This window comes from Mucilaginibacter sp. SMC90, assembly GCF_022811725.1.
Lineage (GTDB): Bacteria > Bacteroidota > Bacteroidia > Sphingobacteriales > Sphingobacteriaceae > Mucilaginibacter.
This window is the reverse complement of sequence record NZ_CP094527.1, coordinates 6,065,207-6,082,580: the sequence shown is the minus strand read 5'-3', so window position 1 is coordinate 6,082,580 and position 17,374 is coordinate 6,065,207. Positions and strand designations below refer to the sequence as shown.

Below are 17,374 nucleotides of genomic sequence, written 5' to 3'. Positions count from 1 at the left end.
ATTAGTACAAAGTTTAACGGGGCATAAAAGCAATTGTGCCGCCAACCCAGTTAAAATCCTTGTTATAACGTACGCCTATCATTTTTCCGCGGCTTAACCGTGCAAGGTTAATGGCAAGCGTTGGTTTTTGATCCCCATCGGGCCAAAGGTAAAGCAGCCTGATCTCGGCCTTTACGCCCCCCTCCGGCGATTGTACAACAGGTTCGTAATTTACCTTTTGCTGTAAAATCCAATTCTCCGGATCTGTAATGGCTTGTACGTCATCTTTACTAAGATCAATAATTACGCCCTGACCTGCAAAGGAGAACAACGGTTTTAGTACATAGTTTTCTAAATCTGTAGGAATTTGTGCTATCTGGTGCAAAAACTGCGTTTTGGGGATGTAATCGCCCGTTAAAAAAGGCATGGTGAATTTACTGATACGATAAAACCAGTTAGGATGCGTGATCCACTCAACCTCAAGAGGCTGCCTGATATCGGCAACTTTGGTAAAGATCTCCGGATCTCCGGCTATCTCATCAAATATCAAACGGTTGTAAATGCGTTTGATCTGTTTCTTTTCATCGCCGGCCATGTAGTAGAGCTTTTTGCCATCCTGGATCAGATCGCTTAAAGATACCACCGGTGTGCCGATGTACTTTTGGGTAAGATAAAAATCGACCGCCGTTTTTTGCTCCGGGGCATTAACATCCATCAGCACAACTTCATCGGGCTGGTAGGGGCCGAGAATCGTTTTTTTAAGCAGATCGAGATAGCTTTCTTTATTCAATCCGCTAAAAAAAGTGGTTTCATCAGCAGGGAGATCATAAACATCGCGGTAAGTGTCGCCCAAATGCACCTGGAAACCATAAAGTGAAGGGAAGCCCTGCAATTCGATCAGTTTGGGTACGATATTTCCCTGCTCATCTTTACAGATGCCAAAATCAAGGGCAATAAAATGGGGATGATCATTTTCATTGGCTACCCGCCAAAAATCAGGAATGGCGCGTTCGGTAAGTTCTTTGAAATTGGGTTTCAGGATGGTACCAACAATATTATCTCCGGCGGCTATGAGTTTATCGCGAAAATCAGCAGTCAAAAAAACGGGTGTTTCCGCTACGCGGAAAGGAACAGGTTCTTTTAAGTCATTATTGAGCTTATCCAGAAATTGACTGTATTTCTCGTCGCTGAATTTTCCGTTAAATGTTTTTCTGACTGATGGATTCATAGGTGATTCATATTAACCATGTCATTGCGAGGAGGAACGACGAAGCAATCGCACGGAAGCGCGACCGCTCTGTATAGCATGCGGTTGCCACGCTGCGCTCGCAATGATATAGCGTTATATATAGCATTATAATTATACCACACCCAATACACTTTCTACGGCTGCATCTAAAAAATTAGGGATCAGCGTATGTTGGGTGTGTGTTATTTTATCCTGATCGTCGAGGCGTTCCAGCATCTCTTTATATTTAACCTCGCCATGCTCACTGATCACTTCCTGTTTTTTTTCTTCGCGAAGCAGCATCCCTTTCATGCCCCCTGCATCGGCTTCGGGGTGAAATTGTGTGGCAAAGAAATAATCGTTATACCTGATGGCCATCATCGCCCTTGGTAAATCGATATGCGGGCGTTCTTTTTCGATTGCCACCAGTTGCATGCCCAGTTCTTCAAAACGTTTTTCATCCGGATTGATCACCTGCCAGCTGCGCGAATCAACAGCATAAAAAGGTTCGGCCAAACCTTCAAATAACGGCTCACTCAAACCCAGCTCAGTTTTATTAACAGGCAGTACCCCAAATGAGGGCGACCGGCGCATATTGATATCGCCCAGTTTATAACGGCGGCACATCAGCTGAAAAGAGTGGCACACAAAAAAAACGTGTTTTTTGTTGCTGTTGTTGGATAGGTTATGGTCTTCCAGTTTATCAACCAGGTTAAAATATTTCTTTTCCCATTCGGTACCTTCGGTTTCCAGTGGATTACCGGGGCCACCGCTTGAAATGTAAATATCAAAGTCGAGGTTTGCCATCTCGCACTTACGGCGAACATCAAAGATCTGGTAACTTAAATTCAGATCGTGTTTAGTTCTATATCGCTTCAAAATATCCTGGAAGCCGCGCATACCCTCGTTCGCTATCCCATCATACAGATCAAGTATGGCTACTTTTATTTCCGGTTTCTCCGTCATGTTTCTTATGCCTTATTTTTTAAAGCCCTCTCCCTTTAGGGGAGGGTTTGGGTGGGGCTCTTAAATCCCCTTCAACGTTTGCGATGTTATATAATCCACCACATCGGCAAAGTTATTGTTTTGATTATAAATAGCCAGTTGCCTGTCGGCGCCGGTGCCATGCTCCAGTATATTATGTACATATTGCAGGTCATCGCGCGAGCCGAGCTCATCAACCACATCGTCTACAAAATCAAGTAGTTCCAGTATCAGCGAACGGGTGTTTACCTCCATTTCCTTACCAAAATCTATCATTTTACCGTCGATACCGTAACGGGCCGCACGCCATTTATTTTCATTGATGAGCGCCCGCGAATAATTGATGAACTTCATGTTTTGTGCTCTGAGTTTATACAACTTAGCGCATAAAGCCTGAAATAAAGCGGTAAAAGCAATGGTTTCGTCTACCAGCATGGGGCAGTCGCAAATACGGAACTCAATGGTTTCAAAGAAGGGGTGTACCCGGATATCCCACCAGATTTTTTTGGCGTTATCAATACAATTGGTTTTTACCAGTAGTTTAATATAACGGTCATACTCCTCAATGCTGCTGAAATAATCGGGAATGCCCGTACGCGGAAACTTATCAAAAACCTTGGTACGGAATGATTTAAATCCGGTATTTCGTCCTTCCCAAAAGGGCGAATTGGTTGAAAGTGCATATACGTGCGGCAAAAAGTACCGTACCTGGTTGGCGATGTGTATAGCCATATCCCGCGACTGGATCCCCACGTGTACATGTAACCCAAAAATAAGGTTTGAGCGTGCGGCCTCCTGCATTTCATCTACAATTTCAAAATACCTTGGATGGTCGGTTATCAACTGATGTTGCCAGTGCGAAAAGGGGTGTGTACCTGCAGCGCCGATGCGCAAGCCAATGTCGCCGGCCAGTTGAGCTACGGTAGTACGAAGCTTCCCTACCTCTTGGCGGGCCTCTTCTGTATTGCGGCAAATATGAGTACCTACCTCAACCACAGCCTGGTGCATTTCGGCCTTTACCTGGTCTTCGTGGATTTTTTGAGCAGCATCCACAATTCTTTGCTCATGCGATTTTAACTCCCTCGATACGGGATCAATCACCATAAATTCTTCTTCAACACCTAAGGTAAATTCGTTCATAATTGGTTAGGGTTATTACTCTTCTTCTTCAAAACTCCCCTCTTGAGAGGGGGCGCGTTGGGCGGTGTGATGGAAGGGGTGTGTTTCTACACGCGATAACAAACCCCTACACCCCTCTCGAGAGGGGAATCGCACATACCCTATTTTTTAGTAGCCTTTTTAGGCTTGGCTGCTGCTTTTTCTTTTACGGCAGTCGCTTTTACTACTGGTTCTTTTACAGCAGTGGCTTTTACAACCGGCGCTTTAACCGCTTTAGCTTTTTTCACTTTCCCTTCCGCTTCAATAGTATGATCAACCGCAGTTACCGAAACATCAACTTTAACAGCAGCTTTTTTTACAGCTGCTACCAGCGGTGTTTTTGCTGCTGATGTTTTTACAAACTCGCCCCAGGTAAGGTTGTCCAGTCCGTCTTTTTGACCTTTGGCGCGTTCAATAGCGTAATTGGCGGCGGTTTCAACCACCCATTCAAAGTTTTCCTGACCTACGCTGGTAACTTCGGCATCGGGGGCAGGATTGCAAAAGTCGATGGCGTATGGGATGCCGTTGCGTACAGCAAACTCCACAGTATTAAAATCGTAACCTAAATATTGGTTTAGTTTAATTACATAATCTTTAATGGTATCCAGTAGCTTTTTGGATGCCGGTGCCTTGCCATGCTCATAACGCAGGTGATGCGGGTTGCGCGGCTCGTACTGCATAATGCGTACATGCTTGCCGCCAATGCAATAGCAGCGAAAGTAATCGTCAAAAACAATCTCTTCCTGCAGCATCATTACATATTGCTTGGTTTTATCGTATTTGCTAAAAAAATCCTTTTCGTTTTCCAGCTTGTAAACTTCTTTCCAGCCGCCGCCGTCAAATGGTTTCATATAGGCCGGAAAGCCTACATAATTGAAAATTCCATTCCAATCCAAGGGGTAAGCCAGGTTACGGAACGATTTATTGGTGGTATCATCGGGCAGTTCCTTTGACGGCAGGATCACCGTTTTAGGTACAGGTACGCCAATTTTTACGGCGAGGGCGTTGTTGAAAAACTTTTCGTCGGCACTCCACCAAAATGGATTGTTGATTACGGCAGTACCGCAAATGGCGGCATTTTTTAAGGCTGCGCGATAGTAGGGCACATCCTGCGAAATACGGTCGACGATCACTGCATAGTCAAGCGGTTCGGCTTGCATAACCTTATCGAGCCGTACAAATTCAGCACTGATGCCTTTTTCTGCTTTTTGGTTTACGCGGTCCACAAATGCTTGCGGAAACGAATCTTCCTGTCCGAATAAGATGCCAATTTTTTTCATGGTAATAGGTGTTTTATGTTTGTTTTTCTTTGGGGTTTCAGTTTGTTATATCTTGCCTCCTGCTTCTTAAATTCTCTTTTTTTTTCTTGCTTCTTGACTCTTGATTTCCTGATTCTCTACTTTATGGTTGATAAGTAGTGTGGGAACATTTCACGCCAGATGGGCCAGTCATGATTGGCAAACGGGCGGATATCCAGCCAATGTTTAATGTTTTTTTGCTTTAAAATGTTTGAAAGCTGGATGTTATATCCTTTGCAAATGTCATGCTCGGACGTGCCAAGAATAATATTCATTTGCCAAAGGTCATGATGGTTGCTGCCCGGCAAAAAGTCGACAGGATTGTTATAGAAGATATTGTCGTCATAGTAACCATCCGTAAACATTTTAATATCAAAAGCTCCGCCCATAGTAAATAAATGCCTTACTTTTTCGGGGTGCTTAAACGCGAAATTGGCTGCATGGTATCCGCCGAAACTACAACCGGCAAGGGCTACTTTGCCAACCCCCGTTTCATGCATAGCCCAGGGAATAAGTTCATTCTGCAACATACGGTCATACCCGGCATAGGTTTTGGCCCTGTCGGCAGGGTGGATACCTTTATTGTACCAGCTGCGGTCATCAATGGTATCAGGACAGTAGATCTTCACCAGGCCATTGTCAACAAACCATTTTACACTTTGGATGAGGCCGAAATCTTTATTTTGGTAATAGCGGCCTTTGGTTGTAGGAAAAACGATCACAGGATAACCGCGGTCGCCGAAAACCAGCATTTCGAGGTCGGTGTTGGTGTTGGGGGAGTGCCAGCGGTGAAATTTTTCGGTCAAAGTAGTGTAGTTTTTATAATGATTGTAAGTTAGGAGGTTTGTTTGAAAAAGGCAACAGCCTGATAATATTAATCCTTAGCCCTAAAAAGTAAAAAGTATAGCTTATTTTTGCGCCCTTAATTTTAATTTAGAAAGAGATGTACCCGGGCTGGCTTGATACTGAAATGACGATAACCGAACAAGATATAAATATAACCTCTGCACTGCTTGGGCGGGAAGTAACTTTAACCATCCTGAAACCGGAAGATAGCGATATTGCCGAGCCTTTGAACCTGCTGCTGCTTAACGACGGCCAGGAACTTGAAAATCTTGGATTAAAGACAACGCTCGAAACATTATATAATACCAATCGCCTTAAACCGGTATTGATTGTGGCCATACATGCCGGTGATGACCGCCTGGATGAATATGGTATTACCGGTAAACCGGATTTTAAAGGCAGGGGGGCTAAAGCCGATATCTATACGCAATTTATAAAAGAAGAATTGTTGCCTCAATTAGAGCAATTGACGGGTTTTAATGAATTTGATATAACTGCATTCGCTGGTTTTTCGCTTGGCGGTTTATCGGCTTTCGATATTGTTTGGAACAATCCGGCATTGTTTAATAAGGCCGGCGTTTTTTCTGGCTCATTTTGGTGGCGGGGGAAAGACCTTGCCAAAGGTTATACAGAGGCCGACAGGCTGATGCACCAGGTAATAAGGGAAACTAAAACTAAACCGGCTATCAGCGCCTGGCTGCAAACCGGTACCAAAGATGAAACCAGCGACCGGAATAAGAACGGCATTATTGATGCTATTGATGATACCATCGACCTGATCAGGGAGATGGAAGCCCAAGGTTTTAAACGCCCGGAAGAAATTCAATATGTTGAAGTAGTAGGAGGTACCCATGATACCGCTACCTGGGGCCGCGCAATGGGTAAGTTTTTGGTTTGGGCTTTTGGGAGATAGGGTGAAGCAACTCGTCTTTTGATACTTTGATTACATTAATTATCAACTATAACTTGTAAACGCTTTATAATCTCATATATTAAGTGTACCTTTGCGCCAAATTTTAGGGAGCATTTTCATGCAAAAAATAAGAAATATCGCAATCATTGCGCACGTTGACCACGGTAAAACTACTTTGGTTGATAAAATTCTGCACAGCTGTGCCATTTTCAGGGACAATGAGCAAACCGGAGAGTTGATCCTCGACAATAACGATCTTGAACGTGAGCGTGGTATCACCATCGTTTCAAAAAACGTATCTGTAAGGTATAAAGATGTTAAGATCAACATTATCGATACCCCTGGTCACGCCGATTTTGGTGGCGAGGTTGAGCGTGTATTGAAAATGGCCGACGGTGTATTGTTACTTTGCGACGCTTTTGAAGGTGCTATGCCTCAAACACGTTTTGTAACTCAAAAAGCATTGGCTTTAGGCCTTAAGCCAATTGTGGTTGTAAACAAAGTTGATAAAGAGAACTGCCGCCCCGAAGAAGTTTACGAACAAATTTTTGAATTATTCTTCAACCTTGAAGCAACTGAAGAGCAACTGGACTTCCCGGTTATCTACGGTTCATCAAAACAAGGCTGGATGAGCACAGATTATAAAAAACCAACAACGGATATTTTCCCGTTGATGGATGCTATTCTGGAAAATATTCCTCCTGCACCTATTGCTGAAGGTACTTTACAGATGCAGATCACTTCGTTAGATTATTCATCTTTCGTAGGCCGTATCGCTATCGGCAGGGTTGCCCGTGGTACTATCAAAGAAAACCAGCCGGTATCATTGGTAAAACGCGATGGCACTATCCAAAAATCAAGAATTAAAGAACTTTATACTTTTGAAGGTTTAGGTAAAGTACGTGCTACTGAAGTTAGTTCGGGTGATATCTGCGCCGTAGTAGGTATTGAAGGCTTTGATATTGGCGATACCATTGCCGATTTTGAAAATCCTGAACAACTGGAAGTAATTAAAATTGATGAGCCAACAATGAATATGTTGTTCACCATCAATACTTCACCTTTCTTTGGTAAAGAAGGTAAATTTGTTACTTCACGTCACCTGCGCGACCGTTTATACAAAGAGATGGAAAAAAACCTGGCGCTTAAGGTTGTTGAAACCGAATCGCCTGATTCATACTTAGTGTATGGCCGTGGTATCCTTCACTTGTCGGTATTGATCGAAACTATGCGTCGTGAAGGTTACGAATTGCAGGTTGGTCAGCCACAGGTTATCGTTAAAGAAATCAACGGTGTTAAATGTGAGCCGGTTGAAACCCTTATTGTTGACGTACCGGGCGATGTTGCCGGTAAAGTAATTGAGCTGGTAACCCAACGTAAAGGTGATCTGTTGATCATGGAGCCTAAAGGCGATCTGCAACACCTTGAGTTTGATATCCCTGCACGCGGTATCATCGGTTTACGTAACAACGTATTAACTGCAACAGGTGGTGAGGCTATCATGGCACACCGTTTCAAAGCATACGAACCATGGAAAGGTCAGATCCCGGGCCGTTTAAATGGTGTATTGGTATCAATGGATACAGGTAAAACTACTGCTTTCGCTATTGATAAATTACAGGATCGTGGCAGGTTCCACGTTGATCCGGGAGTTGATATCTATGAAGGCCAGGTTTTAGGCGAGCACATCCGCGATAACGATTTGGTTATTAACTTAACTAAAGGCAAGCAGTTAACCAACATGCGTGCATCAGGTAGCGATACCAACGTACGTATTGCTCCGGCTATCAAATTCTCTTTAGAGGAATCAATGGAGTATATCCAGGCCGATGAGTATATTGAGGTTACACCGCAAAGCATCCGCTTACGTAAGATCTTTCTTAACGAAAACGAACGTAAGATCAACGCTAAGAAATTTATCAGCCAATAATATTTGATAAATAAGTATATGAAGCCCTCCGGTTAACCGGAGGGCTTTTTTGTTTGTATAATATTATCAATAACAGACACCTAAGGAGCCAAATACAGCTTTTATATTCTGCTATAAACACGTCACTCCTATGGAGTGTAAAACAATTATGAAGAATTATCCCTCTGGGTAATGTCATTAAGTTAAGGGATTGACAGGTTGCACCAGAGGTGCAAAAGGTTTGTAGAAATTAAAGATTTGTTTGTCTTGGTGTGCCAGAGGTACACAACTCTGAGTGTTCCGCTCCTCTAACACGGTTATTTTCGGTGTATGATATTACTATAAACCTGTCCCCCTGTGGTGGAATTTCCCTTAACTTAATGACATTACCCGGAGGGGTATCGCGTTTATAGAAGAAAGCAAACCAATTTTTCGGCTCCGTAGGTGCCCCCTGTTGTAAAAGCGATGCTCCCCCAAGATTGCCATATTTAGATCTCCGTTGAAATTACTAACTTTAGTTTTATGGAACATTACGATAGCCGGATTGATGCCTACATTGAAAAATCGCCTGATTTTGCAAAGCCAATTTTAAACTATTTGCGGGATGTGGTGCATGAGGCCTCGCCCACGATAACCGAAACCATGAAATGGAGCATGCCATTTTTTGATCACAAAGGTGTGGTTTGTAATATGGCTGCTTTTAAACAGCATTGCTCATTTGGGTTTTGGAAAACGTCGTTATTGTATGATCCGGAAAAAGTATTGAGTCTGGCCGAGCAGGCAGCAGGCAGCTTTGGCCGGTTAACGAGTATTGATGACCTGCCGCCAAAAGAAGTGCTTATTGAGTTTATACACCAGGCCATAATCTTAAATGAGGATAACAAGGTAAGGCCAGCCTCCGTGAAAAAGTCGCCTGCCCAACGGGACGAATTGTTAGTGCCAGATTACTTTGTGAAATTTTTAGAGGATCATCCGCAAGCCTGGCTTAACCTGAACCAGTTTAGTTATTCGCAGAAAAAGGAATATATAGAGTGGATAACTGAAGCCAAGACCGAAGCTACCCGCTTTAAGCGCATGGAAACAGCCGCTGAGTGGCTGGCAGAAGGTAAATCGAGGCACTGGAAGTATAAATAGAAGTGAATTGGTTTAATTTACTTTATCCAGCCGGGTTGGTTTTTCATGTAGAGGGCTGTAAAGTATATACATTTTGCCTCCTTCAGTATGGAAAAATACTTCATCCCTTTCGTTTTCGAGCATGAAAAATGAATCTTTGGCAAATGGTACAAAGACTATTGGCGGTTGGCCGTTGTTTGCAAAATAAAGTTTATTATCCGTTACGTACAGTTTGAATTGGCTTTTAGTAGTATCGCCTGGTATAATATAAGTGCCGGTATACTGTTGCAGGTCTTTAACTGGTATGCTTATCTCCTTATGTTTTTTACAATATGCAAAAGCAATAGCGTTTTGCATTACCTGGGCTAAGGCTGCTCCATGCCCGGCGTTAGGAGTAATTGCCGTAGCTATATCCAAACCTTTGCAGTGCTGGCTTTCCATGTATACCTTAAAATCTTCGATATTTTTGGCTGTGGTATGCTCAAAAGAGCCAACTCCCAAAAATACCCGGCTGTTAAGATCATGGTTATTGGCGAAATATTTTTTTGCCGACGGGATCAGTTCGTTACCTCCATTACCGGGTGCACCTATAAAGATCATGTTAAACAGGTTGGGATGCTCAAATAATACCATAGTGGTAAACATGCCTCCGTACGAATAGCCGTATAAGGCTTTATTATCGCTTACACGGTATTTACTTTGTATAAACGGGATTACCTCCTGCTCAATAAATGAAATGAATTTTGGTCCGCCGGTTGCCGGGTTCAGGTCGCGGCTCCGTTGGTTAGTGCGCTCGCCGTAGCCTATGCCTACAATGAGTGCTTCGGTGGTTTCATAATCCTGCCTGAGCATATTGAAGCAGTTCATGGCTACTGTCATGTTCCAGTCGCCGTCGGTCATGTATAGTACCGGATATTTGGTTTTGGTGGTATCGTAACCCGGAGGGAAATGCACATATATGGTATAATCCTCGCCAATAACTTTTGAACTGTAATCCCACTGTACCATGTCTTTATCTGTAAATGTAGTAGGGGATGTGCTTTTAACCTGGGCGACTACAATGTTTGCAAAAAAGATAGAAGCAAAAAGGATTGTGCTGAGTTTTAAGTTTTTTTTAAACATGGCGGTATGATCATATAAATTAAGATAACGTTAATTTACAAAAGGTTACAGCGCTGATGAAATAAATACGGAGGCTGGTCTAAGTTTAACTTTCACTGGTCGAAGTTTAGCGATAGGGTAACTTCGATCAGACGATAGTAAATAATGACCGTGAGCATACAGATCTCATCCATCTATCTTTTGTCATTTGCACGTTTGTGCCTTACCTTTATTTAATTAAATATAAAGCCTTATGAATACAGAAAAAGCCATTTTGGCAGGCGGTTGCTTTTGGGGAGTAGAAGAGTTGATCAGGCATTATCCAGGTGTTATTTCTACTGTAGTGGGGTATACAGGTGGGGATGTACCTAATGCAACTTATCGAAACCATGGAACACATGCTGAAGGGATTGAGATTGAATTTGACCCTGCTCTATTATCTTACCGTAAACTTCTCGAGTATTTTTTCCAGATCCACGATCCAACAACAAGGAACAGGCAGGGGAATGATATTGGAACTTCTTATCGCTCGGCTATTTTTTATTTGAATGAAAGCCAGCATGAGGTAGCAAATGAGTTGATTGCAGAGATGGAAGCCTCTGGCGTATGGCCGGGAAAAATCGTTACCGAAGTAGTACCTGCAACTGACTTTTGGAATGCGGAAGCCGAACACCAGGATTATCTTCAGAAAAATCCATACGGTTATACCTGTCACTTTGAAAGGCCCGATTGGAAATTGAGCTAATTGATAAAAGAAGGTGTTAAATAAATGACATCTTTTTAAATAAAGAAAAATGTCATTTCGATTGAGCGGGGTAGGGCCGAGGAGTAGGGCGAAAGAGAAATCTTATACGCCCTGTAGAGCCGTGAGTAAGGTTCAGAGCAGGAGGTATAAGATTTCTCCTCACTGCGCCCACGCATTGCCAAACTGGTTCGTCGAAATGACATTCGATTTTATTGATCGATATTCGTTGATAAGATGCGTACACCTTAGTAGCTTCAGGAAGGCTTAAAAATCCAAAGGTCCCAGTCTTTTCATATTCTTCATGATCAGGTACTGCCTGTGCCTTAAATATTTGGTAGGGTTAGTGGCAGACCATTTCAACGGGCTTGGGAAAATCACCGCTATGGCCGCAGCTTCCTGCCGGGTTAAATCAGATGCCGATTTGTGGAAATAGGCTTGTGAAGCAGCTTCCACACCGTAAATGCCATCGCCCATTTCAATTTCATTGAGGTAAACCTCCATAATGCGCTTTTTGCTCCAGAAGGTTTCTATCAGTACAGTAAAATAGGCTTCAATGCCTTTACGGAGCAGGGAACGACCTTCCCACAGGAAAACATTTTTAGCCACCTGTTGCGATATGGTACTGCCGCCAATAAGTTTTTTGCTATGCGAGTTTTTTTCGATGGCTTTTTCGATAGCGTTAAAGTCGAAGCCGTGGTGCTCCAAAAATGTTTGGTCTTCGGCAGCAACGGCAGCACGTTTCATATTGTCGGAGATGTCGTCAAAATCCTTCCACTTTTTATCTATCTTCCATTCCTTACCTGCCGATTTGCGCTGAAAACCGCGCTCAATCATCAACCAGGTAAAAGGAGGGTTAATAAAACGGTAGCCGATTACACCCAGCAGACTTAAACCAAAAAATAGAATGAATGCCAGTTTGAAAATCCTGAATATGAGTTTAGGAATACCATAAAATTTCGATTCCGATTTGGAGTTCCGCTTATCCGACTTTGACTTCTGGTTGTTTTTGCTGAAAAACTTTAACACTGTTATAATATTTCCTTTAAAAAAAGAGAGTGCTTCACATAAGCAAAGCACCCTCTAAAATTCTAAATTTTTTCCAGTAATCCGAAATAAATATTCTCGATTTCGGATTTCAAATTTTCGATTTCGGATTTGTTTTTATTTAATTCTGATCATAAAAAAACAGGTGTTTTGAATTAACAAAACACCTGTTTAAATTTTTCAAAATCCGAAATCTTAAATCCGAATTCCGAAATATAATTATTCCGCTACTACTGCAAACGGAACCTGTACTTTAACTTCTTTGTGCAGGTTAATGTTGGCAACATACTCACCAACAAATTTTGGCTCCTGGTCAAAAGTGATACGGCGACGGTCAACGTCAAAACCTTCTTTTTTCAATGCATCAGCAATTTGGATAGTGTTGATAGCACCGAAGATTTTGCCAGTTTCGCCGGCTTTAGCACCAATGTTCAGTTTAACACCTTCTAAACGGGCTGCAATAGCATCAGCATCCTTGCGGATTTTTTCTTGCTTAAATTGAGCTTGTTTAAGGTTTTCGGCTAAAACTTTACGTGCACTTTCAGTAGCTAATATGGCGTAGCCTTTTGGTAAAAGGTAGTTACGGCCATAACCTGGTTTCACATTTACGATATCGTCTTTATCACCCAGGTTTTTTACATCTTGTTTTAAAATAACTTCCATTTCTTAAATCTCCTATTATTTTAATGAATCTGTAACGTAAGGTAATAAACCGATGTGACGTGCGCGTTTAACAGCCTGAGCCACTTTACGCTGAAACTTTAATGAAGTACCAGTTAAACGACGTGGTAATACTTTACCCTGATCGTTAATGAACTTTAATAAAAAGTTTGCGTCTTTGTAATCAATATACTTGATACCATTCTTTTTGAAACGGCAGTATTTTTTACGGTTATCCTCCACTTTGGGAGCGGTAACGTATTTAATTTGTTCGTTAGCCATTAGTTTGCTGCCTCCTCTGCTTTAGCTGCTGGTTTTTTGTTAAAAGCACCGCTACGTTTTTTGTCATTGTAAGCAATGGCATGTTTATCCAAAGCAATGGTCAGGAAACGCAAAACACGCTCATCGCGCCTTAACTCTATCTCCAATTTGTTAATTAATTCACCCGGAGCCTTAAATTCAGTTAAGTGATAGTACCCTGTAGTTTTCTTTTGGATAGGGTACGCTAATTTTCTCAAACCCCAATTATCCTCCTGGACAATTTCGGCTCCGCCATCAGTAAGAACTTTGCTGTATTTGGCATTTGCCTCTTTAGCAATCTCTTCTGAAAGCAACGGGGTTAGAACGATCACGATTTCGTACTGTTGCATTATACTTGATTTTTAATTATTTACCCGCTATTACGGGGCTGCAAATGTACAAATAGTTTTGTAATTTTCAAATCAATGTTGATACTGGTTGATAACTATTTACCGGTATTTTTAAAACTTATAACTTAATGCACCGTTCTATCTAAAAAAACTTAAAGCTATGCAGTTAGTAGCAAACTTTACCGGTGTTGAAAACTCAAAAGCACTTTCGTTTGATGAAGTATTGATGTACGGCGGAGGGGATGATCCTCTTGAGGGGGACTGGGACGACCAGGAAGATGAGGATTTTGACGACATACTTGAGGATAAAGAAGACCTGCATGAAATACAGGTAGATGATGATATGGGTGAGTCCGACCCTGAAGATGATGATCATCTGCCCGATGATGATTTTTAGAAAATTAGCGCGTACAGGTTTGTTTTGATATGGCGAAACAAATTGGTAATGTTGTTTTTATCATATGAGTACTGCTGAGTGTTCAAAATTTTAGCAAAAGCCCCCTTTCACTAAACCTATTTTCTCACTACCTTAGCACTTGTGGATAATTTCATTGTTTCGGCCCGTAAGTATCGCCCGGCTACTTTTGAAACCGTTGTTGGTCAGCAACATATTACCAATACGCTCAAAAACGCTATAAAAAATAACCAGCTGGCACAGGCCTTTTTGTTCTGTGGTCCACGTGGTGTGGGCAAAACTACCTGCGCCCGGATCCTGGCCAAAACCATAAACTGTACCAATTTACAGCCTAATGGAGAGGCTTGCGGCGAATGTGCGTCATGCAAAGCTTTTGAAAACGGCAACTCCTTTAACGTTCATGAGCTTGATGCTGCTTCAAACAACTCTGTTGATGATATCCGCAGTTTAATTGAGCAGGTGCGGATTCCCCCGCAGGCAGCCCGTTACAAGGTTTATATTATTGATGAGGTGCACATGCTATCACAGGCAGCGTTTAACGCTTTCCTGAAGACGCTTGAAGAGCCGCCTCATTACGCCATATTTATATTAGCCACTACCGAAAAGCATAAGATCCTGCCAACCATTCTTTCGCGTTGCCAGATCTTTGATTTTAACCGCATCAGGGTTGAAGATATGGCTAACCACCTGGCATCAATTGCCGGTAAGGAAAACATCGGTTACGAACCTGATGGCCTACATATCATAGCCCAGAAAGCCGATGGCGGTTTGCGCGATGCGTTATCGATGTTTGACCAGATCGTGAGCTTTTCGGGCGGTAAGGTAACCTATCGTTCGGTTATTGATAACCTGAACATACTTGATTACGACTACTACTTTAATATAACCGAAAGCCTGCTTAAGGAAGATACCGCAAAAGTATTGTTGTTCTTTGACGAGATCCTTTCGCGCGGGTTTGATGGTGCACATTTTATAGCAGGCCTGTCTGAACACTTCAGAAATCTGTTAGTTGGGAAAGATCAGTCAACATTAAAACTGCTTGAGGTAAGTGAAGGGATCAAAGCAAAATACCTGCAGCAATCGCAGCAGGCGTCAGTGTCGTTTTTGCTCTCGGCCATGAATATTGCCAACCAGTGCGATATCAGTTATAAGCTCAGTAAAAACCAACGGCTGCAGGTGGAGCTGGCACTGCTTAAGATGTGCCACCTGCCATCGGTATTTAACCTGGCAACCACTTCACTCACTGTAACGCCCGCTGCCGACGGGGGATTAAAAAAAAAACCTGATACCTCAGCAATAACACCTGTTAATAGTACACCGGCAAGCCCGGCCGTATCCATGGTAAGTGAAGCTGCGCCTGTATACAGTGCCCCTGCAAAAGAGCCTGTAGTGTCAGCTGCACCGGTAAAAGAAGCATCTCCGGCCGAAAAGCCTAAGATTATGATGCCTTTGCGAAGTACACTCACCCCTTCGTTAACCGGCGAGGTTAAGACACCGGAAGCATTACTTGAAGAAGAAGACCCTTATTTAAAAGGCGAGGATAAAGAGGATTTTACCATGGATGCTTTTTTGCAATGCTGGAGCGATTTTGCCGCATTTGCAAAAAAGGAAGGAAAAAAAACTTTGCTAACCGTACTTACAACCGGTGCGCCGCGCATGTTGAAGCCTTACGTTTTTGAGGTAATAGTAGGTAACATGGTGCAGGAAAATATTTTCAGGGATGAAAAGCCCATTATGCTTAACTACCTGCGCAGTGCACTCAAAAATTTTACTATTGACGTAAACGCCCGTGTTGACGAACTAAAAGTAGTGCGCAAGCCTTACACCGCGCCCGAAAAATTTCAGCACATGGCGGCGCGCAACCCTGAATTGCTGGAGTTAAAAAACAGGTTTAACCTTGATTTTGATTAAATTAGGTTATCTGCCGAGTTGTGCTTAATTAAAATTCACAACTCGGCAGGTAAAATAAATTATTTTAGGGGTTTACTGTCATTTTTAGGATAGCCTTCTTCATCAAGATCATCCCGGTCATCTTCGGGAGTATGAGATAAGGCTGCATCAACAGGATCAACTTCAACGCTTTCTCCGTTATCAATGTGCATGCCTAATTCATCTACATCAGTTTCGAGCGAACGGTCTTCGTCAAATTCGCCGTCAACGTCGTAAGGATTTGCTTCATCATAGGTGGAGTTAAAATCCTCACCGTTCTTTGCTGTTGTATGATATGGATCGGGATGGTCGTAATCCGGGTCGTCGCTTTTAACATCATATTCGTAGCTGTTGGCGTCCGGATTATAGCTCAGGTCTTCTTTGTCAATAGTTTCGCCCAGCTCATCTTTCAGTGTTTCGTCGCGATCAGGCAGATCGTCGTTAAAGCCCGCATCGTCAATTTGATCGTTGTTCATAGGTCTGTGTTTTTATAATATAAATATACACAGTAAAAACCCTGCCAAAAAAGCAAACCAGTTAAAAAAAGAATTTTTACCTAAAGCTTAATAATGGATCTGTTTCCGGTACGAAGTAACACCGCCAATGGCAAATTTAAAACCTAATGTAACCTGCGAATATGCATCATTATGAGCACCGGCAACATAACCGTCAAGGTTATCGCCCATGATAAAGTTGTATTGATAACCGAGGTCAATTTTTACAGCGGGTTGGTTGTAGCTGTTGAAGATCTTAAATTCATAACCTAACCTTACGGGTATAAAAATTTCATTTGTTTTAGGCTCAAAAGGTAGTACCTGGTCGTTCGCCAATAAAAGCGCATCATCTGTTCTGAATACTACATTATTATTGATGTATCCTAACCCTGATGACAGGTAAAGGTTTTTAAAGGCGTTTGCTATAGCGCTTTGCGAATAGTCAATTAATTCGCCGGCCTGCACCTGCACCCTGAATGAGTAGGCGCTAAAATGGTTTTCAAACTGCCTTTGTGTAGTTGTATTGGGCGAGCCTCCTTTTAAACGGCCAATTTCAACGTTAAATACGTAGTTCAAAAAAGGACTTTGATTATAAGTAAAGTTGAGATTGATGGAAGGAGTAGTTTTTAAAGTTTGCACATCGGCCGAACTGGCCTGGTTGATACCTGCTGCAAAACCAACATCATATTGCGCATAATCAAACCCTACCTGGGCTTTAGCCAAAAATGATACAGAACTCAACAGGATTATAATGGAGATTTTTAGTATGGATTTTATCATAAATAAACGGTAGCGCCTGTTTAAGAAGGAGCTTGTTTTATGGTAAGCGTTTTATTTTATAAAAATAGCACCAAAGTTTATAAAAACAACAATGCTGGCGGCAATAATTGTCATTATAACGAAATCTA

Annotated in this window: 18 protein-coding genes; 6 read left to right on the top strand and 12 right to left on the bottom strand. The window is 42.3% G+C overall.

Features of this window, described 5'->3' with window-relative positions; all coding sequences use genetic code 11:
* Positions 1-13: 13 nt before the first annotated feature.
* The 5 genes from MTO98_RS25070 to MTO98_RS25050 form a co-directional block, all read right to left on the bottom strand.
* Entirely contained in the window at positions 14-1,207 is a 1,194-nt protein-coding gene (locus MTO98_RS25070) for a hypothetical protein (protein WP_243481722.1), read from the bottom strand.
* 132 nt (positions 1,208-1,339) lie between these two features.
* Entirely contained in the window at positions 1,340-2,173 is an 834-nt protein-coding gene (locus tag MTO98_RS25065; RefSeq protein ID WP_243481721.1) for a type 1 glutamine amidotransferase, read from the bottom strand.
* A 60-nt stretch (positions 2,174-2,233) separates the two neighbouring features.
* On the bottom strand, positions 2,234-3,331 hold the full coding sequence (locus MTO98_RS25060; protein WP_243481720.1) for a carboxylate-amine ligase: 1,098 nt from the start codon (positions 3,329-3,331) through the stop codon (positions 2,234-2,236).
* A 140-nt stretch (positions 3,332-3,471) separates the two neighbouring features.
* On the bottom strand, positions 3,472-4,629 hold the full coding sequence (locus tag MTO98_RS25055) for a RimK family alpha-L-glutamate ligase (protein ID WP_243481719.1): 1,158 nt from the start codon (positions 4,627-4,629) through the stop codon (positions 3,472-3,474).
* A 116-nt stretch (positions 4,630-4,745) separates the two neighbouring features.
* On the bottom strand, positions 4,746-5,453 hold the full coding sequence (locus MTO98_RS25050; protein WP_243481718.1) for an alpha/beta fold hydrolase: 708 nt from the start codon (positions 5,451-5,453) through the stop codon (positions 4,746-4,748).
* Positions 5,454-5,590: 137 nt separating this feature from the next.
* On the opposite strand from MTO98_RS25050, the gene MTO98_RS25045 reads away from it, so the two are divergent.
* The 3 genes from MTO98_RS25045 (at position 5,591) to MTO98_RS25035 (ending at position 9,449) form a co-directional block, all read left to right on the top strand.
* Positions 5,591-6,406 (top strand): esterase family protein, encoded by an 816-nt coding sequence (locus MTO98_RS25045; protein WP_243481717.1) that lies wholly within the window; start codon positions 5,591-5,593, stop codon positions 6,404-6,406.
* Positions 6,407-6,524: 118 nt separating this feature from the next.
* Positions 6,525-8,336, top strand: coding sequence for a translational GTPase TypA (typA, locus tag MTO98_RS25040; RefSeq protein WP_110583072.1), 1,812 nt, complete (start codon positions 6,525-6,527; stop codon positions 8,334-8,336).
* 501 nt (positions 8,337-8,837) lie between these two features.
* Complete coding sequence (locus MTO98_RS25035) at positions 8,838-9,449, top strand: YdeI family protein (RefSeq protein ID WP_243481716.1); 612 nt, start codon at positions 8,838-8,840, stop codon at positions 9,447-9,449.
* 12 nt (positions 9,450-9,461) lie between these two features.
* Here MTO98_RS25035 and MTO98_RS25030 read toward each other — a convergent pair whose 3' ends face one another.
* The gene (locus MTO98_RS25030; RefSeq protein ID WP_243481715.1) at positions 9,462-10,550 is read right to left on the bottom strand and encodes an alpha/beta hydrolase; all 1,089 of its coding nucleotides are present in this window, start codon (positions 10,548-10,550) and stop codon (positions 9,462-9,464) included.
* A gap of 232 nt (positions 10,551-10,782) precedes the next feature.
* Here MTO98_RS25030 and msrA point away from each other — a divergent pair, with 232 nt between their 5' ends.
* Positions 10,783-11,274, top strand: coding sequence for a peptide-methionine (S)-S-oxide reductase MsrA (gene msrA / locus MTO98_RS25025; RefSeq protein WP_243481714.1), 492 nt, complete (start codon positions 10,783-10,785; stop codon positions 11,272-11,274).
* A gap of 264 nt (positions 11,275-11,538) precedes the next feature.
* Here the strand turns inward: msrA and mtgA are convergent, their stop codons facing one another.
* The 4 genes from mtgA to rpsF form a co-directional block, all read right to left on the bottom strand.
* The gene (gene mtgA / locus MTO98_RS25020; RefSeq protein ID WP_371825435.1) at positions 11,539-12,207 is read right to left on the bottom strand and encodes a monofunctional biosynthetic peptidoglycan transglycosylase; all 669 of its coding nucleotides are present in this window, start codon (positions 12,205-12,207) and stop codon (positions 11,539-11,541) included.
* Between the two features lie 330 nt (positions 12,208-12,537).
* Positions 12,538-12,981 (bottom strand): 50S ribosomal protein L9, encoded by a 444-nt coding sequence (rplI, locus tag MTO98_RS25015; protein WP_243481713.1) that lies wholly within the window; start codon positions 12,979-12,981, stop codon positions 12,538-12,540.
* Positions 12,982-12,996: 15 nt separating this feature from the next.
* Positions 12,997-13,260 carry a 30S ribosomal protein S18 gene (rpsR, locus tag MTO98_RS25010; RefSeq protein WP_022833472.1) on the bottom strand — a complete coding sequence of 88 codons (264 nt, stop codon included), beginning with the start codon at positions 13,258-13,260 and terminating at the stop codon, positions 12,997-12,999.
* Positions 13,260-13,628: a 30S ribosomal protein S6 gene (gene rpsF / locus MTO98_RS25005; RefSeq protein WP_243481712.1), complete on the bottom strand. Its 369-nt coding sequence runs from the start codon at positions 13,626-13,628 to the stop codon at positions 13,260-13,262. Before rpsF ends, rpsR begins: the two co-directional genes overlap by 1 nt.
* A gap of 160 nt (positions 13,629-13,788) precedes the next feature.
* Between rpsF and MTO98_RS25000 the strand changes: the two genes are divergently transcribed.
* Both MTO98_RS25000 and MTO98_RS24995 read left to right on the top strand, forming a co-directional pair.
* On the top strand, positions 13,789-14,025 hold the full coding sequence (locus tag MTO98_RS25000; RefSeq protein ID WP_243481711.1) for a hypothetical protein: 237 nt from the start codon (positions 13,789-13,791) through the stop codon (positions 14,023-14,025).
* A gap of 141 nt (positions 14,026-14,166) precedes the next feature.
* On the top strand, positions 14,167-15,954 hold the full coding sequence (locus MTO98_RS24995; RefSeq protein WP_243481710.1) for a DNA polymerase III subunit gamma/tau: 1,788 nt from the start codon (positions 14,167-14,169) through the stop codon (positions 15,952-15,954).
* Positions 15,955-16,013: 59 nt separating this feature from the next.
* Here the strand turns inward: MTO98_RS24995 and MTO98_RS24990 are convergent, their stop codons facing one another.
* Together MTO98_RS24990 and MTO98_RS24985 are read right to left on the bottom strand one after the other, a co-directional pair.
* Positions 16,014-16,448, bottom strand: a complete 435-nt coding sequence (locus MTO98_RS24990) for a hypothetical protein (RefSeq protein WP_243481709.1) — start codon at positions 16,446-16,448, stop codon at positions 16,014-16,016.
* Between the two features lie 87 nt (positions 16,449-16,535).
* Positions 16,536-17,246 carry a hypothetical protein gene (locus MTO98_RS24985; RefSeq protein WP_243481708.1) on the bottom strand — a complete coding sequence of 237 codons (711 nt, stop codon included), beginning with the start codon at positions 17,244-17,246 and terminating at the stop codon, positions 16,536-16,538.
* Between the last annotated feature and the right edge of the window lie 128 nt (positions 17,247-17,374).